The following is a 21,739-nucleotide window of genomic DNA, read 5'->3' as shown; positions in this document are numbered from 1 at the left end:
ATTCCATTTTTAAGGCAATAAGATGTTTGAGTGGTTCTTAGATCCCCATGCTTGGATGGCATTGGCAACATTAACAATTTTGGAAGTCGTACTGGGTATCGATAATATTATTTTCTTAAGTATTGTCGTCAGCAAATTGCCTGCCCATCAACAAAATAGCGCCAGACGTATTGGATTAATCGCAGCGATGGGAATGCGCTTAGCACTACTAGCGTCCATTGCTTGGCTCGCACGCCTCACAACACCACTCTTCACATTAGCTGAACATACCGTTTCCGCCCGCGACTTAATTTTATGTGCCGGTGGCTTATTCCTCATTTGGAAATCCAGTCAGGAGATTTTCGATACTATTGAAGGGGAAGACGATGATGGGATAGCCCAGAAAAAAGTCACTTCATTCTGGGGAGCCATTATGCAAATCGCAATTTTAGATATTATCTTTAGCTTAGATTCCGTGATCACCGCTGTGGGGCTATCTGACCATCTGTTTATTATGATGGCCGCAGTGATTATGGCGGTCATGATCATGATGTTCGCCGCGAAACCGATTGGTGATTTTGTGGAGCGTTACCCTTCCGTTAAAATCCTCGCGCTCTCTTTCTTGATCCTTGTGGGCTTCACTCTGTTACTTGAAAGTGTTCAGGTGCATGTTTCAAAAGGCTATATCTATTTTGCTATGTTCTTCTCCATGTCAGTGCAAATGCTCAATATTCTGCGCAGCAAAAAGTGGAAAATGAAAAACAAGCAATAATAGAGGCTTTAGCGTAAGGCGTCCTTAGCTGCGGCAATGGCGCCTTCCACCGCTTTTTTAGCCTGAGGGCTATTTTTCCAACAACTTGACCCCGTTAGTGCTGCGCCCGAAATTAAAATTTCATCATAAGAAGCTTCACTTAACTGCGCTAAAGATGAAAACCCCATTTGTTCTAATCGACTAATCACTGTTGGTCCAACTCCCTTCACCGCTAAGAGAATTTGCTTTTCTGAGTCTGAAAATGGCATAAATTATCCTTTTGGCTGTAAAACAGCCGTAATTGAGCGTATATTTTGCAATTAGCCTATTTCTTAATTTAAAATTCTGAGCTGTCTATAACAGGTTGAGTTACCTGCCCTACAAATCTGTTTTAGCAAATAGGAAATAACAACGGTAAAGTCATTGACGACTCGCGATAGAAACTAACATGTCGCACTAAAAATTCTATCTTGTAGGTATTTATTATGTATAGCAACAAAATATCCAATACTCGCCATATGTCGATGACATTATCTGATGGGCGACTTTTGTGTTGGTATGAATCTGGCCCTGAACAGGGGTTCCCCGTAATTTTTTGTACTGGCGCAGGGATGAGCGGTACACTGGGCTTTGGCATTGACCGTCTTGAAGAGCTAAATATACGCTTGATAACCCCAGAGCGTGCCGGACTGGGTCAATCCACCTTTGATGATCATAAATCCCTACAACGCTTTGCTCAAGATATTCAAGAACTTCTGAATGCTCAAAAACTGCCATCATTTTCCGTTGTCGGTTTTTCTCAAGGTGCCGTTTTCGCCATGGCACTCGCCAGCTACGCTTCCCCAATTTCATTATCACTTGTGTCAGGACAAGACCAATTTGAGTTTCCTGCAACCCGAGCGCAATTAAAACAAGATGTGATTAATATGCAGGAGCAAGCCATTCATACCCCTGATGCTTTATCAGAATGGTTGATGCGCAATGTGACCTCACAATGGTTACTGGCGTTTATTCTTAACTGTAGCGCAGAGATAGACCAGCAGGTTTATAGCGAAGAGAGCTTCTTAGCCGCCTACAGTGACTGTATGGAACGTGCATTTATGCAAGGTAACCAAGGCTATGTTCAAGATCTCTTAATCGCTCTGCAGCATTGGCAGTTCAATCCTGAAGATATCCACTGCCCTGTCGCGCTGTGGTATGGCGAGCAAGATGTGAGTACCGTGCACTCCCCTGATTTTGGTAAAACACTGGCTCAGCGTTTTCCTGATAGCGAACACTTTTTGTTCTCTCATGAAGGCGGCTCGGTTCTGTGGACACAAGCCTATTCCATTCTTGCCCAATTGAAAGAACACAGCCTTTAGGCATAAAAAAGGTGCCCAATGAAACATTAGGCACCTTAAATAGCGGATTAAAACTTATTTCTTAGACGCTTGGATATATAACAGTTCCAATGCAATCGTCGCCGCGGCTAATGCCGTAATTTCTGATTGGTCATAGGCTGGTGCCACTTCCACCACATCCATCCCAACAATATTCAGTGACTTAATGCCACGCAGCAGTTTTAACGCTTTATCAGATGTTAACCCACCAATCACTGGCGTGCCGGTTCCTGGTGCAAAGGCAGGATCCAGACAGTCAATATCAAACGTCAGATAAACGGGCATATCACCCACGATTTGTTTGATCTGAGCAACCATGTCATCCACGCCACGATCATTCGCTTGAGCCGCATCCAATACCGTGAAACCGTTGTCAGAATCATGCTCAGTACGAATACCAATCTGCACGGAATGATTTGGGTCGATCAAGCCTTCTTTTGGCGCATGATAGAACATGGTACCGTGGTCATACAGACTGCCATTACCGTATGTGTCAGTGTGCGCATCAAAATGCACTAACGCCATTTTACCGAAGTGCTTCGCGTGGGCGCGCAGTAATGGCAATGTCACAAAGTGGTCGCCACCAAACGTTAGGCAACGTTTACCGGATTCCAGCAACTTTTCAGTGTGAGCTTGCAGTTTGTCGCACATATCTTGCGCGTCACCGAATGCAAACACCACATCGCCGCAATCAACCACGTTGAGTTTGTTTTTTAATTTAAAATCCCACGGCCAACGGTGGCTTTCCCACGCAAGGTTAGTGGAAACCTGACGAATAGCAGCAGGCCCATGACGGCTACCCGCGCGTCCTGAGGTTGCCATATCAAATGGAACACCCGTGATCACCCAATCAGCATCAGAGCTGTATGGTTGGAAATTTAACGGAAAACGTAAAAAACCAAATGCGTTTGAAACCAGTGAATTATCAACCTGATTTCCTAATGTGCTATTAATCATCACTGTTCCTTAATCATTCATCTTCTAAGTAAGTGTAACCGTACAACCCACTTTCAAACTCGTTCACAAAATCTTTTTGCAGTTCGTCACTCAGCCCAGTGCCTTTCACTTGCTCAATAAAGCTTTCTAACAGCACTTCAGGAACCAGCTTCACATATTGCAGCATATCGGCGACTGAATCGCCCTCTTCACTTTGCAGGTAACGAATACTGCCTTGGCTATCAACCCACACATCGATGGCGGCAGTATCACCGAACAAGTTGTGCATGTTGCCTAAAATTTCTTGGTATGCCCCGATCATAAAGAAGCCAATCATTGGTGGATTTTCTGGATCATACGCTGGCATTGGCATGGTGGTTTCCACCCCATCACCATCAACATAGTGATCAATAATACCATCTGAGTCGCAAGTAATATCCAGTAACACCGCACGTCGGTCTAACGGCTTATCTAAGCCTTCGATTGGCAAGACTGGGAACACTTGGTCAATTCCCCAAGCATCAGGGAGCGATTGGAACAGCGAGAAATTCACATAGAATTTATCCGCCATACGCTCTTGCAGCTCATCAATAATTGGGCGATGGGCGCGGTTGCTTGGGTCTAAATCTTGCTGAATACGGCGACAGATATTTAAGTATAGCTCTTCTGCCCATGCCCGTTGTGTTAAGTCCAACACACCATGCGCATACTGAGTGTGCGCTTCTTGCAAATCAAATTGGCTATCGTGTAGCCATTCACGCAGCGAGCGGCTATTGCCTTGATGCTGCATGGATTCCCACGTTTCCCATAGCGAAACCAGCGAACGTGGCGCATCTTCGCTCGGCGGAGTGGTTTTGGTGAATTCGTTACGCTCAACCCCAATCACGTTAGAGACTAACACGGTATGGTGAGCGGTCAATGCACGCCCAGACTCGGTGATCACCGTTGGGTGTGGCAAGTTAAACTCTTCACACGCATCACCAATCGCCCAAATCACGTTGTTCGCGTATTCGTTCAAGCCATAGTTAACCGAACAATCTGACTGAGAACGCGTACCTTCATAATCAACGCCTAAGCCACCGCCCACGTCAAAACACTGAATGTTGACACCTAATTGATGCAACTCGACGTAGAAACGGGCTGACTCACGAACCCCTGTCGCGATATCGCGAATATTCGCCATTTGAGAACCTAAATGGAAGTGCAATAATTGCAGGCTATCCAAGCGGTTCGCATTGCGTAAAATTTCGACTAATTGCAGAACTTGTGTTGCAGCCAATCCAAATTTAGATTTTTCACCGCCACTCGCCTGCCATTTACCTGAACCTTGGGATGCTAAACGGGCACGAACACCTAAACGAGGCGTTACTTCCAGTTTTTGCGCTTCTTCCAGCACCATCTCGATTTCAGACATTTTTTCGATAACCAGGTACACTTTGTGACCCAGTTTTTCGCCAATTAAAGCCAGACGAATATATTCGCGATCTTTATAGCCGTTACACACAATCACAGTGCGAGTGCGACCTGCGTTGGCTAATACTGCCATTAGCTCCGCTTTTGAACCCGCTTCTAACCCTAAAGGTTCACCAGAATTGACCAGCGATTCAATCACACGGCGTTGTTGGTTAACTTTAATTGGGTAGACTAAAAAATAGTCTCCTTTATAACCGTAAGATTCCCGCGCACGTTTAAACGCCGCGTTAATTGAACGCAAACGGTGTTGCAGAATTTGAGGGAAACAGAACAGCGCAGGTAAACGTAAATGTTCCTGCTCTTCTTTAACTTGGTAGACTAAATCAGCTAAATCAACAAAGGTGTCCGGGTTTTCAGGATTCGGGCAAACACAGACATTTCCGCGCTCATTCACCTGATAGTAACCACCGCCCCAATACGCAATATTGTAAGTTTGGCGCATCTTGCGAGCGATATTATCATTCATAATAAACTCCTAGTATGGAGGGGTGAGTGATGCGTTCTCCTTCCAGACAAGCAGCGACCAAGCGCATGATGCAACTAGGCAGTAATGTCAGGGAAACAGCGATACTCAGATTGTAATTAAAGTGCTTAGAACTTCTAAACGGTGACAATATATATCCACAGGCTTAGCAGACGACTACATTATAGATTACTGGCTAAGTATTATGGATCTATGATAGGTATGACGGTAACTTCGCGATGAAGTCAACATAGACAGGAAAGTAAAAGCCAATGTCACACGGCGATCCGCGTAAGACGGTTGGATACTGTTATTCAGCAGATTATGGATCATCGCCCATTAACCCCCAATATAACTGTTTTCCCCTTAAAAACTTCAATGATTATTATTGAAATTCAACCGGTTATAAACATTCCTGATAGAAAGCAGACTCATGGCTGACCTGCTGGTATATAGCGGGAAATGACAACCATCCGCTACGGTCGCAGTTTATACCTTGAATAGCCCCAAAATGCAAAAGCAAATTATCTAAAATTTCACATTCACGATAAAACTAACTGAATTAGCCATTTATGCGCTTATCATTTTAGGCTGAAAAACAGGTAGAAATTATTCATTGAAAAGTCTAGAATAGCCGTCTAGATGTTAAAACATCCAACTATAATGTTCTTTGAATTCTTAAGGTATTAATCTCATGTCTACACACCTCTTTACTTCTGAGTCCGTATCAGAAGGGCATCCTGATAAAATTGCTGACCAAATTTCTGATGCGGTCCTTGATGCTATTCTTGAACAAGACCCAAAAGCGCGCGTAGCTTGCGAAACCTATGTCAAAACCGGCATGGTCATGGTTGGTGGTGAAATCACTACCAGTGCATGGGTCGATATTGAAGAAATTACGCGTAAAACCGTTCGTGAAATCGGTTATACCAGTTCAGACATGGGCTTTGATGCCAACTCTTGCGCAGTATTAAGCGCAATTGGTAAACAATCACCAGACATCAACCAAGGTGTTGACCGTGCAGATCCTCTAGAACAAGGCGCTGGCGACCAAGGTCTAATGTTTGGTTATGCAACTAACGAAACTGACGTATTAATGCCTGCACCGGTGACTTATGCACATCGTTTAGTGCAGCGCCAAGCTGAAGTTCGTAAAAATGGCACACTGCCATGGTTACGCCCAGATGCGAAAAGCCAAGTCACCTTCCAATACGATGACAACAAAATTGTCGGTATTGACGCGGTAGTTCTGTCCACACAGCACTCAGAAGATATTGACCAAAAAGCTTTACACGAAGCGGTTATGGAAGAGATCATCAAACCAGTTCTACCTGCTGAATGGTTATCTCCAGCAACTAAATACTTCATCAACCCAACAGGCCGTTTCGTTATCGGCGGGCCAATGGGTGACTGTGGTTTAACGGGTCGTAAAATTATCGTCGATACATACGGCGGTATGGCACGTCACGGTGGTGGGGCATTCTCTGGTAAGGATCCATCAAAAGTTGACCGTTCTGCTGCTTATGCGGCGCGTTATGTTGCAAAAAATATCGTTGCTGCAGGTTTAGCTGACCGTTGTGAAATCCAAGTTTCTTACGCTATCGGTGTCGCAGAGCCTACCTCTATCATGGTAGAAACGTTCGGTACGGGTAAAGTTGACGAAGCATTGCTTGTAAAATTAGTCCGCGAATTCTTTGACTTACGTCCTTACGGTCTAATTCAAATGCTGGATTTATTACACCCAATGTACCAGCAAACTGCGTCTTACGGTCACTTTGGTCGCCCACAATTCCCATGGGAAAAAACCGACAAAGCGGCACAACTGCGCGAAGCTGCTGGCCTGTAATTTTCGCGAGTGTCACTGACGCTAAGCGTAAAAATTAGCTTAATAAAGACCCATCTTAATGATGGGTCAGACCATTGACAAACCCATCAGGTTTGGAAATGGCTCTTTTGGGTTGTAAAATTAACAAGGCAAATCAATTTATTGATTTTCGCCTGATAACACAAAGCAGGAAAAACGACGCTTTTATCCTGCTTTGTCAACAACCTCACCCATCTTAATGATGGGTTTTTTTATACCTAAAATTGCTCTCCAATGTAATGAGTCAAATAACCTTTCTATTCGCCTCATTTTTTGAGTAGAATAATCAAATTAATTGACTCATTCGTTTTGATTACTTTTCAGTACGTTGAAACAACTGGAAAATGGCCATTCCCGCTATCATCGCCAGCGTAAACAAAATACCTTGAGTCAGTCCCATACCCGTTAATAAAATGGCAGGTCCTGGGCAAATTCCCCCAAGTCCCCAACCTAAGCCAAACAATGCACTACCAATAAGTAGCTTCTTATCAATAAGCTTGCTGGTTGGGATCTGCAATGGACAATTTAATACACTGGATTTGCGCTTTTTCACGAACTGGTACCCAATAGCACTGATGACCATGGCAACGACCATCGTCACTAATAGCGATGGATCCCAATTGCCAGTGATATCCAAGAAAGCCAGAATCTTAGCAGGGTTCCCCATACCAGCCAGTAGCAACCCCAATCCAAATAAAATTCCAGAGACTAACGCAACGATGATTGGCATTGAATTACCCTCTTAAACCAAAATGATTAATGACGGCAACCGTGATAAATGCCATCAGCATGAAAATAACAACCGCAATGATGGAACGGCGGGAAAACCTCGCCATACCGCAAATACCGTGACCGCTAGTACATCCCCCACCGAGTCGAGTACCAAATCCCACTAATAGTCCTGCGACAATAAGTAACGGCGTGCTAGTTGTAATTGCCACTTCAGGCGCATACACAAAGGCAGTAAACAGTAGCGGCGCAACCAAGATGCCGACAATAAAAGCAAGCTTCCAAGCTGTATCCCCTTTAGTGGGTTTCAGGACTCCCGCTAAAATCCCGCTGATCCCTGCAATTCGCCCATTAAAAATCAATAATATTGCCACTGCTAAACCAATCAAAACACCGCCAACTGCCGCAGAGCCTGGCGTAAAATGCGCCCAATCAATCGTCATTTTAATTCCCCTTCACAGGACAATAGAGTTGATACAACGTATTGAGTAAGGTAAATAATTTCTCATCTGCAATAGAATAATAGATACGCTTACCTTCCCGACGCGTTGCGACTAATCCTTCATTTCTTAGTACGGTTAACTGCTGCGATAACGTCGGCTGCACAATACCTAGCGAAGCTTCTAAATCGCTCACGCACGCTTCGCCCTGCGTTAATTGGCACAGCAATAACAATCTGTCTGGGTTCCCCAGTGTTTTTAATAATGACGCAGTTTGCGTTGCTGCTTGGGTCATTGCTAAAAGCAGCTGTTCTGAATTTGGTTGTTCATTCTTTGGCATCATTCAATCTCTAGTTACTTATACATATTATTATACCTTAAAATAATATATATTTTGATATATTGAATGTCAATTATCACTTGTTAGAACTCTATGACTTCACGTATTCTTGAGGACATGAAAACAATCCGAGTGCCTATCCTGCTTCAACAGCGAGTGATGAAAACCCTGCGTGAAAAACTCGCATTAGCTGAAGAAAAACTGGAACAGAAATTTCCAGAACCAACCATCAACTATAAACAGCGCGGTACCACCGCGGGCAGCGCCTATTTAAAAGAGTGGGAAATTCGCGTTAATCCGACGTTGTTAATTGAAAATCCAGACAGTTTTGTGGACGAAGTGATCCCCCATGAACTCGCCCACTTGCTGGTTTACCGTGTATTTGGACGTAAAGGGGTCGCCCCTCATGGCAATGAGTGGAAATGGATGATGCAGACTGTTTTAGGGGTAACGGCAAAACGGACTCACAACTTTGCAGTGACCAGCGTCAAAAGCCAAACTTTTCGTTATCTGTGTGGTTGCGACACAATTCATGAACTTACCATCAGAAGGCATAACAAAGTCGAGCGAGGGGAAAACCAGTATTTATGTCGAAAATGCGGGGAAATTCTCAAGCGAGAAATTGAGTCAGCGGCAGAGTGTTAATTCCCTGCCGCATCAAGAGATAGGACTGAACTTAAGCGAACTCCGTCATCACTAATTTCGCGATTTCAAAGTAAATAATCAAGCCCGTACCATCAATAAATGTCGCGATGAATGGCGCAGAAACTACCGCTGGGTCAACCTTCAGCTTTTTCAGAACCATTGGGATAATAGAAGAAACAATCGCGCTCCACACGGTAATAGCCACAATCGTTAAGCTCACCACGATAGTCACTTCATGACCTACACCTAAGATCCAAGCTCGAATTAACGCCGCGCCGCCAATGGTGACAGCCACTAAGAACGAGGTTGAAACTTCTTTTTTCAATACCGCACCGAGGTTACGTAAACTCACTTCTCCCAACGCCATCGCTCTCACGAGGGTCGATGTAATCTGAGTTCCGCTGTTTCCGCCGGTACCAATCAATAATGGAATAAAGAACGCCAGTGAAATGGCGGCTTCAAGTTGCTCTTCGAACGCTTTCAGCACGGTTCCAGTATAGGCTTCCGCCACAAACAGCATTAATAACCACACAACACGCTTACGCCATAAAGTGACTGGACTGGTGGTTAAATATGGCTCTTCGAGTGGCGTAGTTGCCCCCTGCAATTGTGCATCGAGGGTGTTTTCGTCTTCAATAAGCTCGGCAATATCTTGAGGACGTAATACACCCATTAACTTACCGAACTGAACAACAGGGATCATATCCAAACCGCTATGATTAATTAAATCATAAACATCATGGCGTGATTGTTCAGGGGAAACAGAGAAATAATTGTGGCGCATAATATCCGACACTAATAAATCCTCTGCTGAGGCAAGTAATGATTTAACGGACAGAATTCCATTTAAATAGTTTTCACTATCTACGACAAATAAATACGTTGGAATTTGTTCGCCTTCGAGATGTTCAATAAGACTTTTCTTCACACATGCCACAGAGTCGGCAACCGATACAGGCAAATATGATTGGCTCATATAAGCGTGAACAGTTGAATCATCAATTTTAGGTGGTTGTGTTTGATTAGACTTTTGACGAGCGTCTTTCATCGCGGATTGTGCAATAGCTACTGCACCCGCTTTGTTCTGGGTAGAAAATGACATTTTTTTTAGTCCCTATTACTGTTGTTTACTCAAACAGTACTCACATAGGGGCGAAACCAGATGAGAGAATGCGATTGCTATCTCTTCGTCTCGGTTTTAGCACTATACAACGTATCCTGAATCAATCAGGAAGTTACATGGGGATATACCTTCGGTCGATATATCCTGTCCTAATCTTGGGCGTCTCTCGACGTCGTCAGATCAGTAACCTATGTTTGTATAGGAGCCTCGCCTAACGAGATACTGCACTTTGGATGCGGCGCGAATTATACCCACTGAGTGTTCAATTTCCACCCTTTTACTGGGCTCTTTTTTTAATAGCCTCCCCGTGTTTAAGTTTCGTTTAAGTTAATGTGTATCGAGAATTCAACGTGTAACCATTTGTAACTTTAATGGGAAATTATATTATTCATAATATATAAAGTGATAATAACGTAATGAATTATCGGCTTATTTTTGATGATATTTCGAAACGCAAACAAATCGATTAATAAACAAAAAAGCCACCTTATTTATACTCATAATAAGATGGCAATGAATGAGGCATTTAAATTTTATATTATCGAAAATCGATTAAGCGATTTCTGTGTCACCTTGTAATTGGCAACTGCACGCTAAAACATAGCCGCTAGCAATTTCGTCTGCGGTTAATGTCATCGTACTGCTGGTTGTATAATTACCTGAGAGCACTTTGGTTTTACAGCTACCACACACACCCGCACGACACGCCGCAATTACCGGTTGTTTATTCTGTTCTAACGCAGACAACAGCGATGTTCCCACTGGGACATTGAAATTCACTAAACGGTGACGAATTTTTAAGTTCAATACCTCTTCACTCACGGCCTCATCGCCGCCAGTGGTAAAGCGCTCCATAAAGAAGTGCTCAGTAGGAACGCCCAATGCCTTAGAAAATTCCTGCACATTTTTCATATACGGAACCGGCCCACAGGTCATCACGACACGGGCATGAATATCCGGTACTAATTCCAGCAATTTTTCTTGGCTTAAACGACCTTGTGCAACACCGCCGTTATCGGGTGTTTCCGGCATGATGCACAGTTGCAAACGCTGCGGATATTGCAGCACCAGTCTTTGCCACTCATTGGCAAAAATGACCTGCTTTTCATCTCGCACATTAAACAGTACTTTGACATCCGTTTCTGGGCGATTCGCCATCAACCAGCGAGTCATCGACATGATCGGCGTGACACCGCAGCCTGCCGCTAACATTAAGTATTGGTGGCTTTGAACATGGGCACAAGTAAACTCCCCTTGCGCCTCAGATAACCAAAGATAATCCCCTGGTTTGACCGCTCCAGTTAGCCAACAAGAGCCTGCCCCCTCGTCTAATCGTCTCACCGTAATGGAGATAAAACGGCTTTGCCCCGGCGATGAAGACAAGGTATAAGCACGCATCACGTCATCACTGTTTTTGATACTCACCAGCGCATACTGTCCCGGTTCATATTGGTAAAAATCATGATTAATCAGGTTAATTGTCCAAACATCTGAGGTTTCCTGCACAATCGAGTGAATTTGCATTCTGTTCGGACATAGGCTTGTTGGCATGGTCATGGGTTACTCCTTGCAAGGGGGAAAGCCGCTTCCCCCTTGGTTTCCATCAAATTACGCAGGCAGGATTTCCGCCAAATCTTGTTCAACCGTGGTAATGCTGCGCATACCGAATTTTTCATTCAGAATATTCAGCAGATTTTCGGTTAAGAAGCCCGGAGCCGTTGGACCGGTGTAAATGTTTTTCACACCCAGAGCAAGCAGGGTTAACAAGATCACAATGGCTTTTTGCTCGAACCAAGAGAGGATCAGGCTCAGCGGTAAGTCATTCACGCCACACCCTAATTTCTCTGCTAAGTTCACCGCTAACATAATGGCAGAATAGGCATCGTTACATTGACCCACATCCAGTAAACGCGGTAAGCCTTCTAAGGTACCGAAGTCCAGTTTGTTGAAACGGTATTTACCGCAAGCCAGCGTTAAAATCAGGCAGTCTTTCGGTACGCTGCGAGCGAAATCTGTGTAGTAACTGCGTTCACCACGGCTACCATCACAACCACCGACTAAGAATACGTGGCGTAATTTTTTCTGAGCAACGAGATCAATCACCGCATCCGCAGCACCCAGCAGGGTTTGACGACCAAAACCGACCGTAATTTTGTGTTCGATTTCAGTGTATGGGAAGCCTGCCATTTCCTGCGCTTGCGCTATCATTTCAGCAAAACTGTCGCCCGTAATGTGTTTCACGCCCGGCCAGCCCACAATGCTGCGAGTCCAGATACGCGCTTTATATTCACCTACATCAGGGTCGATAATGCAGTTAGAGGTCATTAAAACAGGGCCTGGGAACTTAGCAAATTCCACCTGCTGATTCTGCCAACCACTGCCGTAGTTACCCACTAAGTGAGCGTATTTTTTCAGTTCAGGGTAACCATGAGCAGGCAGCATTTCACCATGGGTGTAAATATTAATACCTGTGCCTTCGGTCTGTTCTAACAACATTTTTAAATCTTTCAGGTCATGACCTGAAATCAGAATGCATTTACCAGCAACTGGGCGCACGTTAACTTCCGTTGGAACTGGATGACCAAATTCCCCCGTTTCGCCAGCATCCAGGATTTCCATGATTTTGAAGTTCATCATGCCGATAGCCATCGCATTATCGAGCAGCTCATTCATATCCGCTGGCAATGTGCCTAACCACGCCATAATTTCATGGTATTGAGCGTAAATCTGGTTATCAAACTGGCCTAAAACGTGAGCGTGCTCCATATATGCCGCCGCGCCTTTCAAACCATACAGACACAGCATACGTAAACCATGAATATCCTCGCCAATTTGCGCTTTATCGATATCTAACGCAAATTGTGCCGCTTGCTGTTGCAGGGTCGCAATATCCTGCCCTGCTAATTGCAGATTGATCAATGGGTGGTTAAATGCCACTGCGCTATTCACTGACAGGCAGTGTTTGATTAATTTATCACGCAGATAAATAGCTTCACGGGCATAACCAATAATACGTTCAGAATCGAAGTTAACGTTGGTCAATGTAGAGAAGAAAGCGCGCGGTGCGAAACTGTCCACATCATGATCAATAATGCCCAGTTCACGAGCTACCACCGCACTGGCAGATAAGCTTTGCAGGACAGCAACTAATAAATCTTGCAGGTCTGAAGTTTCAGCGGTTTTACCGCACATACCTTGCGAATAAGCGCAGCCATTGGTTGCTGGAGTTCTAATTGTTTGTTCACATTGCACACAATACATGGAGGAAACCTCTTTAAGTTGCATTTCATATACAACATTAAGATTACCCCTTTTAAATAAATAGAAAAGCATCTTAAAATTCTATTTGCAGGTTTGTTGATCTACATTAACTTTCACTATAAATAAGAATTATTCAATGTTGTAAAATAGGCAGTTTCACTAAGCGCATTTGATTTTTCGCTGGGGTTTCAAAGCAGTATTGCTATACTATGTTTATCATTCATACTTCATAAGTTATTGTTGTTAAATCATTTTAAGAGAATCAAAAAGCGATGATGCAGGCCAATTCGACTCCAAAATCAGACAACAAAACCCATTTTAGTTTTTTACGTCACGTGAAAGAATCCGATAAAACGCCGCTCAAAGTGCTTGTTTTAGCGGCTATTATTGGTGCCGTCGTTGGGCTGATAGGCTCCCTGTTTATGCTAGGGACTGAGTGGGTCAGCAATATGCGTATCGCGTCTGTTAACCAATATGTCACCAACAAATGGTTGGTGATCCCCGCTATGTTTGTGGCTTCAGCCCTATTGGCCATGCTCGGCTACTATTTGGTTAAACGCTTTTCACCTGAAGCGGGGGGGTCTGGGATCCCGGAAATCGAAGGGGCACTGCAAGATTTGCGCCCTGTCCGTTGGTGGCGCGTGATCCCAGTAAAATTTATCGGTGGGTTAGGTACGTTAGGTTCCGGTATGGTGCTCGGTCGTGAAGGACCTACCGTACAATTGGGGGCGAACATTAGCCAAATGTTTTATGACCTATTTCGCCTCAAAGATAATGAATCTCGCCATACATTATTAGCTGCGGGTGCCGCTGCGGGTCTATCTACCGCCTTTAATGCCCCATTAGCGGGGATCCTGTTTATCATCGAAGAGATGCGACCACAATTTAAATACAGCCTGATTTCCATCAAAGCCGTGTTTATTGGCGCCGTCAGTGCCACCATTGTTTTTCGCCTCATTAATGGTGAAGCCGCGGTGCTAAATATTGGGCAATTCTCCTCTGCCCCCATGGAAACCCTGTGGTTATATCTGATTTTAGGCATGTTATTTGGGATCGTGGGAATTGGCTTTAACCGCTTCTTGCTCTATCTGCAAAGCCTATTTTTAGCTTTCTACCAAAATAAAGTGTCACGGTTTGTTTTGATGGGCGGTTTGATCGGGGGTAGCTGTGGCGCTATCGGTGTATTTGCTCCTGAAGTCGTAGGGGGTGGCTATAGCGTGATCCATCAAATGGTGGCCAATAGCTTTACTATCACCATGCTGATGGTATTTTTTGCCCTGCGCTTTTTAACCTCAACCATCAGCTTTAGTTCCGGTGCGCCAGGGGGGATTTTCTCGCCGTTATTAGCACTTGGCACACTGTTTGGGGGCATTTATGGTTATGCGGCACTGGAGCTATTCCCCCATTATTCGATTGAAGTCGGTACCTTTGCTATAGCCGGCATGGGAGCGCTGTTTGCCGCCACAGTGCGTGCGCCATTAACGGGCATTGTCTTAGTGTTGGAAATGACCAATAACTATCAATTGATTTTACCAATGATTATTACCTGCATTGGCGCAACGATGGTGGCGCAATTCTTAGGAGGTCGACCACTTTATTCTGTGCTGCTCGAAAAAACCTTAGAACGCAGCGAAAAACAAGCGGCAACGTCTAATCCCTAAAATTTATTTATATCTCACCATAGAACGCAAAATGGGTTGCCTAGGCAACCCATTATGTTGATGACAAAGAGGGATAAAAGCGTAATTTTCCCTCTTTGTGTTATCAGGCGAAAATCAATAAATTGATTTTCCTCGTTAATTTTACAACCTATTATCTTCGCTATCGCAGGTTATTTTTTCTTAGCAATCAACGTTGCAAAGTTCAATTTAATTCGGTTACCTTGCGCATCCGTTCTATGCAAGTGTCCTGGGTTTTCATTGTATTTGAGGATTTCCCAGTCTTGATAATACTGCTGTAATTCACCCGGTTTTAAGAAGCACTTAAATGGCACCCTATCCAGTGGCGCATCCGGCGTTTCTACCGCGCATACCACAATATTAATCCCACCCGTTCGAGTATGCGATTGCATATCCGCGATAATGTCAGCAATTTTATCCCGTTGTAGGAACATCAACACGACTGTAGAAACAATCAAATCATAGTCACCTTGGATTTGGTGGCTATTAATGTCATATAGCGCGGTATGGATATTTTCTATACCCGATTGCTGCTTAACAGTTTCAATGGCTTGAATATGGTTTTGGTTAATATCCACGGCTGTCACATCATACCCTTGCTGAGCCAGATAGAAACTATTACGCCCGCGGCCGGAACCTAAATCCAATACTTTGCAAGGTTTTGCTAAGTTATTCTCGCAAAGGTAGCGTACTTCAGAGTGAGGCACACTGAGATCATACTGTTTATAAAACTCAATTTCAGGACGACATAAAAAAGAGAGTTGGCAACGCATATCATCGCTGCAATCGGCAATACGATGCCAGACTTGTGGCTGGATCACTGGCGGTTGATTTTGCGTATCAAACGTAAATTTTTGCTCGCTGCCATCTTCATTAAAAATAATAAAATCGAGGGAGCCTTGTAACACCTTCAATTGGGCGAATGTGTCTTCTTTGGTGTTATGGCGGTCTTGAAACATTAACGGAACCGAAGCCTTATCCCAAACAGGCATGGTTTTGTAGCACACTAATTCAGTCATGGGGTCACCTTTAAGTTGCATATTAAATACATCTTATGACGTTCATCTTGATAGTGCAACGTTTTCATAGATAGAAAATGAATGAGTTGATGTGCATCAACCTCCTGCGCACAGGAGGTTAAATTCGGAATCTTGGACTTAGAAATTTGGTTTTATAAGCTTGGTTTTAAAAACTTGGTTTTAAAAACTTAGTAACCCAGTTGCTCTGCACTCAGCCCTAAAAATTCAAACGGTTTGGTATCCACATATTGCGCAGTCGCATCACCCGAATAGATATGGCTTTGCTCTTCACCGAGATCTAATTTTTTCACTTTTCCGGTTTCATTGGAAAAATCAATTTTCTTTAGATCCGTCCAAAAAATGTTTGGCGTTAAAGCAGACTCAAAGAAATAGAGTTGACGCTTGCTGTCAACCAGTGTGCGCCAACGGGTAGAAGAAATTTCAGGAGACGTTTCCGATGTTAAACCGTAGGGAACGGACACATTTCGGATCACCCCAAACACACTGGCAACCGCTTTATTTGGCGTCGTTTTTTGTGGGATAGCATTGATGTAGAACTGCGCTCGAGCGAAACGATCCGCTGAGCGGTTGGTTCCCGGTAGCATTACCGTGCCACCAATACCTTGCCAATACTCTTGCATCGCTAACTGCTTTTCATAAGCTGGTGAGTTAGTCATAACTTGGTATTTACGGCTATGATGAATGACTTGTTTGCCATCGATATATTCGATAATCGCGCTATCACCGCTCGCATCAGACAGGGATAAATGCAGAGTCGCTAAGCGATTTTGTCCCGGAACCTTGTCAGTCGCGACTATCAATGGCGTTTTTTCTAATGCGGCAACGGCTTCTTCAACCGTGGCATAGTTGTCCAGCATATATTGCGCCCATAGAGAAATAGACAGTGCGGGCTTTTTATTATCTAACTCAGGATATTTCGATTCAGCGAGCCAGAGTAAGTTTGCCACTAACCCTTTTTCATTAACGCCATCCGTCGTAGAAATATCGTAACCTGACGCTATCACGCTACCGTATTTGGATTTCCATTTGAGTGATTGTGGCCCTGCCGCGCCATTTCGTTCCATGCCTCGCGGGAAAATCCATAAATTGGTACCCACATCATATTTCCAATCCATGGTTCTACCTGTCATGATTTGTTGGTCTTCCCCGAGATAAACAACGCGGGTACAAGCCTGAGAAACCATGGCAGGAACATAAATTGCAGCGATGGTTAAGAGCGTAACAATGCTTTTCTTCACAAATCGCATCTTGCCTCCAAAGGGGTATTGAATAAGTAGCGCAGATAAACCACGCGAATGAACGACCAATATTTATAATAAATAGTATATCGTTATTTGGCAGTATATCGTTTTCAGCGTTTTATTTGAGCAAAGATATTGAAACAAAATGCAACAAGGATTAACTCACCGAATCAAACTGTTAACGTTTTTCAGTGAGTTAATCCTATTAAAGAAATGGATTAGTAGCCCGCTATTATTTTTTCTTTGCAGAAAACCATGAGCGTAATAATGCCGCTTTTTTCTGATTGTCAGGAATATTCAGTGCGGAGTCATACAAGCTAATCGAAATTTGGCAAACTGTTGCAGGTGATTTTTTCCCTGCCTTCACATCAACCAGCATGGTGACGTCATTCCCGTATTTTTCCGTTAATTTGATTCTCAGAGAGTCCATTAATGCCTGATACTCTTCTTCAGATAACGAGGTACGCTTCTCGCTAGCTTCGCTGGAAATCAACAAAGCATCGATCGCACTCACTTGTTTTAATAAGACATCTTGGCTTTTTTGTGGCGGAATGACATCAGCAGGATCCCTTAACTGAGGGAATAGCGCGTCGTAACACATTTTTCCTGATGGATCTTGCTCTAACAATGATTTGATATTGTCGTTCACTTTAGCGACAAAATTAATCACTGTTTCATCGGAGGCATAAGGCATACGCTCAACGACCAGCTTCATTGATTGGCTCACAACCTGATCCAATAATTGACGGCGTAAGTCTTCGTTAGCAGGATCATATTGAGACATTAAAGGCTCAAAGCTCTGGTAAGTGACAGGGCTTAATTTTTTGATAGTGACTAAAATCGGCAGTTCTTTTTCAACTTGAGCAATGGCCTCTGAATGAATTTCGCTATTACTTTCTGTCGATAGTACGTTGTTGTCTTTACTTAACCAGTAAAAACCCAGCGCAAAGATAATAAAAATGATGCTAACGACTACTGCGATTTTGCGTGAACTGTTTGTATTCAAAGTGAATCTGCCTTTTAACAATCTGTCTTTTAACAATTTGTTGTTAACAACAAAAGCCAAAAAACCAATACTCAATAATAAACTCTTATCATTATTCTAGTCGTGAATGCGCATATATCGCTATAGGAATAAGAGTAAATGCAAAGAAAAAAGTAGAAAATTAACAGTTCTAATGAGTATTTAGAATGAAAAAACCGCAGACACATATTTCAGTCTCTGCGGTTTTGAAAAATCGAAGGAAAGTATTTCAAAAATACGAATTACTTAACTTGAACACCTTCAACAGACAGCATTAATTCAACTTCTTGAGATTTAGGGCCTAAATCAGACTTGATATTAAACTCTTTCAGTTTAATGTTCCCTTTCGCTTCAAAGCCTGCGCGGTAGCCACCCCAAGGATCTTTACCTTCACCCGTTAATTTCGCATCTAAAGTGATTGGTTTCGTCACGCCGTTTAAGGTGAAGTCACCTGTTACGAGGTATTTGTCACCCTCTTTTTTCACTTCTGTAGAAACAAATTTCGCTTCTGGGAATTTTGCCGCATTTAAGAAATCTGGGCTACGTAAATGCTTATCACGCTCAGCGTGGTTAGTGTCGATACTGCCAGTTTTAATCGTCACTTCAACTTTATCTTTCGCTGGATCTTTTGCGTCGTAAGTAAAGTTACCATCAAAATCTTTAAAGCTACCGTATAACCAGCTGTAGCCTAAATGCTGGATACGAAACTCAATAAAACCGTGTTGACCTTGTTTATCAAATTGATAATTTTCTGCCAGTGCAGATCCTGCTGATAATAATAAAGTACCCGCAGCAAGACCTAAAATAGATTTCTTCAACATAACTCTCTCCACGTTATTTATCGGGATTAAAACCCAACATTCTTTTTAAAGTAATATCACCATCAAAGAAATGGTGTTTTAAAGCTGCAAATACATGCAGAACAGATAACAAAACAACAGCCCAAGCTAAATAAAGGTGAATTTCACCTGCTGTATCCGCTTGTTCTGCTGCACCTGTAAATAATGCAGGCACTTCAAACCAACCAAATACACTTATTGCTTGTCCATCCGCAGTCGAAATTAAATAACCGCTGATCAAAATAGAGAATAAAATAATATAAATTAAAAGCTGAACCGTAATTGAAGCAAATTTCGTTAATTTGCTATAGCTCGATAACGGCTTAGGTGGTGGAGAAATAAATCGCCAAACCACACGAAAAAGCATGATAAAGAATAGCAACATTCCTATGCTTTTATGTATTTCAGGAGCTTGATGATACCAGGTGTCATAGTAGCCTAATGACACCATCCATAAGCCTAATGCAAACATTCCATATACGACAATTGCGACCAACCAATGAATGAGCAGCGAAAGATGCCCATAACGAGTGGCGTTATTTTTCCATTGCATAATTTAAAAACCATATAGTTTTAAAGGTAATTACTTGTTTTACCAAGTAGGAATAATCATAAGGTTAATCTGGCTTTATTCCTATCCCAAAGTTAAACAAATATTTTGTCGAAGATATTCAAATAGTATCATCATCATGATGAAAAATAGGTGAATTCTATTTTTCTTATTACAAGCGTAAACCTTTAATAAAGAATCTTCTATTTATGTAAATAGATTATACCTAATAACGCCTATGAATGTTTAATCTGCTGATTTTCTTATTACCCATCATAATATGATAGATTAATTTATTATAAATATAGTTCAGCTTCTCTAAAATAAGTAGGCGAGATTTTTATTTTAAGGATAAATTAACCTAATTTCCTCTATTCCTGCTAAATTGATGCCCTACCTATGGGTTGTTTTTTCTTTATTCTTAGAGGCTAGCGTATGTATACATTATGGATTGCCAACAAAAATTACTCCTCATGGTCTCTAAGACCTTGGGTCCTGTTAAAAACATTGCAAATCCCTTTTGAAGAGAATATTTGCTTCTTCGAAAATGGCAAAAGTAGCCACGAAAAATTTAGCCGTTTTTCACCATCTGGCTTAGTGCCATGCCTGATTGATGGCGATAAGACCATCTGGGACTCTTTGGCAATTTGTGAATATGTTGCCGAAGATTTCCCTCAAGTTTGGCCAACTGAAAAATCAGCGAGAGCCTGGGCTCGCTGCGCGAGCGCTGAAATGCACGCAGGTTTTACTGCACTACGCCAACAGTGCCCGATGAATGTGGCAAGAAATGAAGCTCTCACTGAAATATCCCATGAGCTACAAGGAAACTTAAATCGCATTCAGCAATTATGGCAGGAAGGATTTGATAAGTTTGAAGGGCCTTGGTTAGCAGGAAAACAATTTACTGCCGTCGATGCATTTTTTGCACCAGTAGCATTTCGCATTCAAAGCTACCAATTAAAAGTCAATGAACACGCTCAACAATGGATTGAACGCATTATTGCATTACCGGCGATGCAAGAGTGGAAACGTGCTGCAGAAATCGAGCCATCTATCGAACACTAAAAAAACACCTGCACGAACATCAAAATTACTTTTTGAGCAGTTTGAGCAAGAAATAGACCCAAACTGCTTATTTCACTCACAAATCACCTAGAGGCTTTCATCCCAAGGATCGGCAGTCATCACATCCCCCGTTGGGGTGTGCAGCGTCACTTGATCATTTTTAAACCATTCCGCTAAAGAAAATCCGCCTTTCGGTGTTTCCACATGAATATCAATTGGGCAATATGGCGTATTCGCTTTAATCGCAAATTGCGCAAAATCTTCTTTTTGCTGTCGAGTTGGGCAACGGATCACAACATCAAGGTCGCAATCTGTCAGCATACTTTGAATATCCGTCGCCAATGTATAAGCGCAGCTACCCGTTACGCCCCATTTCCAAGGCCAATTATGCTGAGAAATGAGTAACAAAACTTGGATAGGCGGTAACGCAATAAACATCGAACGTTGCAATTCAATGGAATTCGACACTAAAGATTCCACATTCATAATGTGCGTAATGGCCGATTTTGAAATTTGGGTCGTCACACGCTGATGAGGCTTAATACCACGAATAGCCACGGTTAATTGGCTTTCACCGGCTTTTTCTCGGTGCACAATAAGGGGTAGTTTACTGTTCCACTGCGTTTGAACCCATTCCGGCAGAGTATCAAGAGGGACATCGTTGTTACTACCAACCCAAACAAAATCATGGGGATTAATTATTTGCATTTATTCTTCCTTATCATGACGACAAATTGCTCTCGTTCTGCGCTATTATGCATTTTTTCAGATAGATGAATACATTCACGCATAATCAACATCTTTATTTATCCCATCAAAAACAAAGATTCATAGGTTATTGATGAAGGAAATTTGTCTTCAAATAGCAATATGTTATCATAGAATACTCTTAATAATGAAAGAGTTAGATAACGAATC

The 21,739-nt window shown here is 42.8% G+C and carries 21 protein-coding genes and 1 riboswitch; of the genes, 6 read left to right on the top strand and 15 right to left on the bottom strand.

What is annotated here, in order from left to right; genetic code table 11:
• Positions 1 to 22: 22 nt before the first annotated feature.
• Positions 23 to 751, top strand: a complete 729-nt coding sequence (locus PR799_RS05610; protein ID WP_154602514.1) for a TerC family protein — start codon at positions 23 to 25, stop codon at positions 749 to 751.
• 8 nt (positions 752 to 759) lie between these two features.
• Here PR799_RS05610 and PR799_RS05605 read toward each other — a convergent pair whose 3' ends face one another.
• Positions 760 to 999 carry a helix-hairpin-helix domain-containing protein gene (locus PR799_RS05605; protein WP_154602513.1) on the bottom strand — a complete coding sequence of 80 codons (240 nt, stop codon included), beginning with the start codon at positions 997 to 999 and terminating at the stop codon, positions 760 to 762.
• A 216-nt stretch (positions 1,000 to 1,215) separates the two neighbouring features.
• Between PR799_RS05605 and PR799_RS05600 the strand changes: the two genes are divergently transcribed.
• A complete protein-coding gene (locus tag PR799_RS05600) occupies positions 1,216 to 2,091 on the top strand; it encodes an alpha/beta fold hydrolase (RefSeq protein ID WP_272521439.1) in 876 nt (291 codons plus the stop codon).
• A gap of 54 nt (positions 2,092 to 2,145) precedes the next feature.
• Here PR799_RS05600 and speB read toward each other — a convergent pair whose 3' ends face one another.
• Positions 2,146 to 3,066: an agmatinase gene (speB, locus tag PR799_RS05595; RefSeq protein ID WP_154602511.1), complete on the bottom strand. Its 921-nt coding sequence runs from the start codon at positions 3,064 to 3,066 to the stop codon at positions 2,146 to 2,148.
• A 13-nt stretch (positions 3,067 to 3,079) separates the two neighbouring features.
• Complete coding sequence (gene speA, locus PR799_RS05590) at positions 3,080 to 4,984, bottom strand: biosynthetic arginine decarboxylase (RefSeq protein WP_154602510.1); 1,905 nt, start codon at positions 4,982 to 4,984, stop codon at positions 3,080 to 3,082.
• Positions 4,985 to 5,675: 691 nt separating this feature from the next.
• Here speA and metK point away from each other — a divergent pair.
• Positions 5,676 to 6,827 carry a methionine adenosyltransferase gene (gene metK, locus PR799_RS05585; RefSeq protein ID WP_006661136.1) on the top strand — a complete coding sequence of 384 codons (1,152 nt, stop codon included), beginning with the start codon at positions 5,676 to 5,678 and terminating at the stop codon, positions 6,825 to 6,827.
• A 331-nt stretch (positions 6,828 to 7,158) separates the two neighbouring features.
• Here metK and PR799_RS05580 read toward each other — a convergent pair whose 3' ends face one another.
• From PR799_RS05580 to PR799_RS05570, 3 genes are read right to left on the bottom strand one after another with little or no spacing between them, the layout of a single operon-like run.
• Positions 7,159 to 7,575: a DUF6691 family protein gene (locus PR799_RS05580; RefSeq protein ID WP_006661135.1), complete on the bottom strand. Its 417-nt coding sequence runs from the start codon at positions 7,573 to 7,575 to the stop codon at positions 7,159 to 7,161.
• Between the two features lie 4 nt (positions 7,576 to 7,579).
• Positions 7,580 to 8,017 carry a YeeE/YedE family protein gene (locus PR799_RS05575; RefSeq protein WP_272521438.1) on the bottom strand — a complete coding sequence of 146 codons (438 nt, stop codon included), beginning with the start codon at positions 8,015 to 8,017 and terminating at the stop codon, positions 7,580 to 7,582.
• A gap of 1 nt (position 8,018) precedes the next feature.
• A complete protein-coding gene (locus PR799_RS05570) occupies positions 8,019 to 8,354 on the bottom strand; it encodes an ArsR/SmtB family transcription factor (protein ID WP_036975329.1) in 336 nt (111 codons plus the stop codon).
• Positions 8,355 to 8,471: 117 nt separating this feature from the next.
• On the opposite strand from PR799_RS05570, the gene PR799_RS05565 reads away from it, so the two are divergent.
• Positions 8,472 to 8,999 carry a SprT family zinc-dependent metalloprotease gene (locus tag PR799_RS05565; protein ID WP_154627629.1) on the top strand — a complete coding sequence of 176 codons (528 nt, stop codon included), beginning with the start codon at positions 8,472 to 8,474 and terminating at the stop codon, positions 8,997 to 8,999.
• A gap of 31 nt (positions 9,000 to 9,030) precedes the next feature.
• On the opposite strand, the gene PR799_RS05560 is transcribed toward PR799_RS05565, so the two are convergent.
• The 3 genes from PR799_RS05560 to hcp form a co-directional block, all read right to left on the bottom strand.
• Positions 9,031 to 10,101, bottom strand: a complete 1,071-nt coding sequence (locus tag PR799_RS05560) for a magnesium transporter (protein WP_036975177.1) — start codon at positions 10,099 to 10,101, stop codon at positions 9,031 to 9,033.
• Between the two features lie 74 nt (positions 10,102 to 10,175).
• A riboswitch (M-box (ykoK) riboswitch) is annotated at positions 10,176 to 10,348 on the bottom strand.
• Positions 10,349 to 10,674: 326 nt separating this feature from the next.
• On the bottom strand, positions 10,675 to 11,679 hold the full coding sequence (gene hcr / locus PR799_RS05555) for an NADH oxidoreductase (RefSeq protein ID WP_154627428.1): 1,005 nt from the start codon (positions 11,677 to 11,679) through the stop codon (positions 10,675 to 10,677).
• 51 nt (positions 11,680 to 11,730) lie between these two features.
• Positions 11,731 to 13,383 carry a hydroxylamine reductase gene (gene hcp, locus PR799_RS05550; RefSeq protein WP_154627429.1) on the bottom strand — a complete coding sequence of 551 codons (1,653 nt, stop codon included), beginning with the start codon at positions 13,381 to 13,383 and terminating at the stop codon, positions 11,731 to 11,733.
• A gap of 272 nt (positions 13,384 to 13,655) precedes the next feature.
• Here hcp and clcA point away from each other — a divergent pair, with 272 nt between their 5' ends.
• The gene (gene clcA, locus PR799_RS05545; protein ID WP_272521437.1) at positions 13,656 to 15,044 is read left to right on the top strand and encodes a H(+)/Cl(-) exchange transporter ClcA; all 1,389 of its coding nucleotides are present in this window, start codon (positions 13,656 to 13,658) and stop codon (positions 15,042 to 15,044) included.
• Positions 15,045 to 15,214: 170 nt separating this feature from the next.
• On the opposite strand, the gene tehB is transcribed toward clcA, so the two are convergent.
• From tehB to PR799_RS05520, 5 genes are all read right to left on the bottom strand, one after another.
• Entirely contained in the window at positions 15,215 to 16,102 is an 888-nt protein-coding gene (tehB, locus tag PR799_RS05540) for an SAM-dependent methyltransferase TehB (protein ID WP_272521436.1), read from the bottom strand.
• A gap of 167 nt (positions 16,103 to 16,269) precedes the next feature.
• The gene (locus PR799_RS05535) at positions 16,270 to 17,349 is read right to left on the bottom strand and encodes a linear amide C-N hydrolase (RefSeq protein WP_154602500.1); all 1,080 of its coding nucleotides are present in this window, start codon (positions 17,347 to 17,349) and stop codon (positions 16,270 to 16,272) included.
• Positions 17,350 to 17,575: 226 nt separating this feature from the next.
• Positions 17,576 to 18,349 carry a topoisomerase IV gene (locus tag PR799_RS05530; RefSeq protein ID WP_154627432.1) on the bottom strand — a complete coding sequence of 258 codons (774 nt, stop codon included), beginning with the start codon at positions 18,347 to 18,349 and terminating at the stop codon, positions 17,576 to 17,578.
• A 260-nt stretch (positions 18,350 to 18,609) separates the two neighbouring features.
• Positions 18,610 to 19,188 carry a YceI family protein gene (locus tag PR799_RS05525; protein WP_036952050.1) on the bottom strand — a complete coding sequence of 193 codons (579 nt, stop codon included), beginning with the start codon at positions 19,186 to 19,188 and terminating at the stop codon, positions 18,610 to 18,612.
• 13 nt (positions 19,189 to 19,201) lie between these two features.
• Positions 19,202 to 19,759: a cytochrome b gene (locus PR799_RS05520; protein WP_272521435.1), complete on the bottom strand. Its 558-nt coding sequence runs from the start codon at positions 19,757 to 19,759 to the stop codon at positions 19,202 to 19,204.
• 432 nt (positions 19,760 to 20,191) lie between these two features.
• On the opposite strand from PR799_RS05520, the gene PR799_RS05515 reads away from it, so the two are divergent.
• The gene (locus tag PR799_RS05515) at positions 20,192 to 20,821 is read left to right on the top strand and encodes a glutathione S-transferase family protein (protein WP_272521434.1); all 630 of its coding nucleotides are present in this window, start codon (positions 20,192 to 20,194) and stop codon (positions 20,819 to 20,821) included.
• Between the two features lie 87 nt (positions 20,822 to 20,908).
• On the opposite strand, the gene PR799_RS05510 is transcribed toward PR799_RS05515, so the two are convergent.
• Complete coding sequence (locus PR799_RS05510; protein WP_154602497.1) at positions 20,909 to 21,529, bottom strand: malonate decarboxylase holo-ACP synthase; 621 nt, start codon at positions 21,527 to 21,529, stop codon at positions 20,909 to 20,911.
• Between the last annotated feature and the right edge of the window lie 210 nt (positions 21,530 to 21,739).

This window comes from Providencia sp. PROV202 (genome assembly GCF_028479565.1).
GTDB classification, from domain to species: domain Bacteria; phylum Pseudomonadota; class Gammaproteobacteria; order Enterobacterales; family Enterobacteriaceae; genus Providencia; species Providencia zhijiangensis.
The sequence above is the reverse complement of the archived record's forward strand: the minus strand, read 5'-3'. Positions and strand labels throughout refer to the sequence as shown.

Bases quoted from the DNA above. Each gene is read 5' to 3' on its own strand.
- clcA (WP_272521437.1), top strand. From the start codon at position 13,656: ATGATGCAGGCCAATTCGACTCCAAAATCAGACAACAAAACCCATTTT.
- hcp (WP_154627429.1), bottom strand. From the start codon at position 13,383: ATGTATTGTGTGCAATGTGAACAAACAATTAGAACTCCAGCAACCAAT.
- PR799_RS05570 (WP_036975329.1), bottom strand. From the start codon at position 8,354: ATGCCAAAGAATGAACAACCAAATTCAGAACAGCTGCTTTTAGCAATG.
- PR799_RS05535 (WP_154602500.1), bottom strand. From the start codon at position 17,349: ATGCGATTTGTGAAGAAAAGCATTGTTACGCTCTTAACCATCGCTGCA.
- metK (WP_006661136.1), top strand. From the start codon at position 5,676: ATGTCTACACACCTCTTTACTTCTGAGTCCGTATCAGAAGGGCATCCT.
- PR799_RS05510 (WP_154602497.1), bottom strand. From the start codon at position 21,529: ATGCAAATAATTAATCCCCATGATTTTGTTTGGGTTGGTAGTAACAAC.
- PR799_RS05560 (WP_036975177.1), bottom strand. From the start codon at position 10,101: ATGTCATTTTCTACCCAGAACAAAGCGGGTGCAGTAGCTATTGCACAA.
- speB (WP_154602511.1), bottom strand. From the start codon at position 3,066: ATGATTAATAGCACATTAGGAAATCAGGTTGATAATTCACTGGTTTCA.
- PR799_RS05515 (WP_272521434.1), top strand. From the start codon at position 20,192: ATGTATACATTATGGATTGCCAACAAAAATTACTCCTCATGGTCTCTA.
- PR799_RS05575 (WP_272521438.1), bottom strand. From the start codon at position 8,017: ATGACGATTGATTGGGCGCATTTTACGCCAGGCTCTGCGGCAGTTGGC.
- PR799_RS05520 (WP_272521435.1), bottom strand. From the start codon at position 19,759: ATGCAATGGAAAAATAACGCCACTCGTTATGGGCATCTTTCGCTGCTC.
- PR799_RS05525 (WP_036952050.1), bottom strand. From the start codon at position 19,188: ATGTTGAAGAAATCTATTTTAGGTCTTGCTGCGGGTACTTTATTATTA.
- speA (WP_154602510.1), bottom strand. From the start codon at position 4,984: ATGAATGATAATATCGCTCGCAAGATGCGCCAAACTTACAATATTGCG.
- hcr (WP_154627428.1), bottom strand. From the start codon at position 11,679: ATGACCATGCCAACAAGCCTATGTCCGAACAGAATGCAAATTCACTCG.
- PR799_RS05610 (WP_154602514.1), top strand. From the start codon at position 23: ATGTTTGAGTGGTTCTTAGATCCCCATGCTTGGATGGCATTGGCAACA.
- PR799_RS05565 (WP_154627629.1), top strand. From the start codon at position 8,472: ATGAAAACAATCCGAGTGCCTATCCTGCTTCAACAGCGAGTGATGAAA.
- tehB (WP_272521436.1), bottom strand. From the start codon at position 16,102: ATGCAACTTAAAGGTGACCCCATGACTGAATTAGTGTGCTACAAAACC.
- PR799_RS05600 (WP_272521439.1), top strand. From the start codon at position 1,216: ATGTATAGCAACAAAATATCCAATACTCGCCATATGTCGATGACATTA.
- PR799_RS05605 (WP_154602513.1), bottom strand. From the start codon at position 999: ATGCCATTTTCAGACTCAGAAAAGCAAATTCTCTTAGCGGTGAAGGGA.
- PR799_RS05580 (WP_006661135.1), bottom strand. From the start codon at position 7,575: ATGCCAATCATCGTTGCGTTAGTCTCTGGAATTTTATTTGGATTGGGG.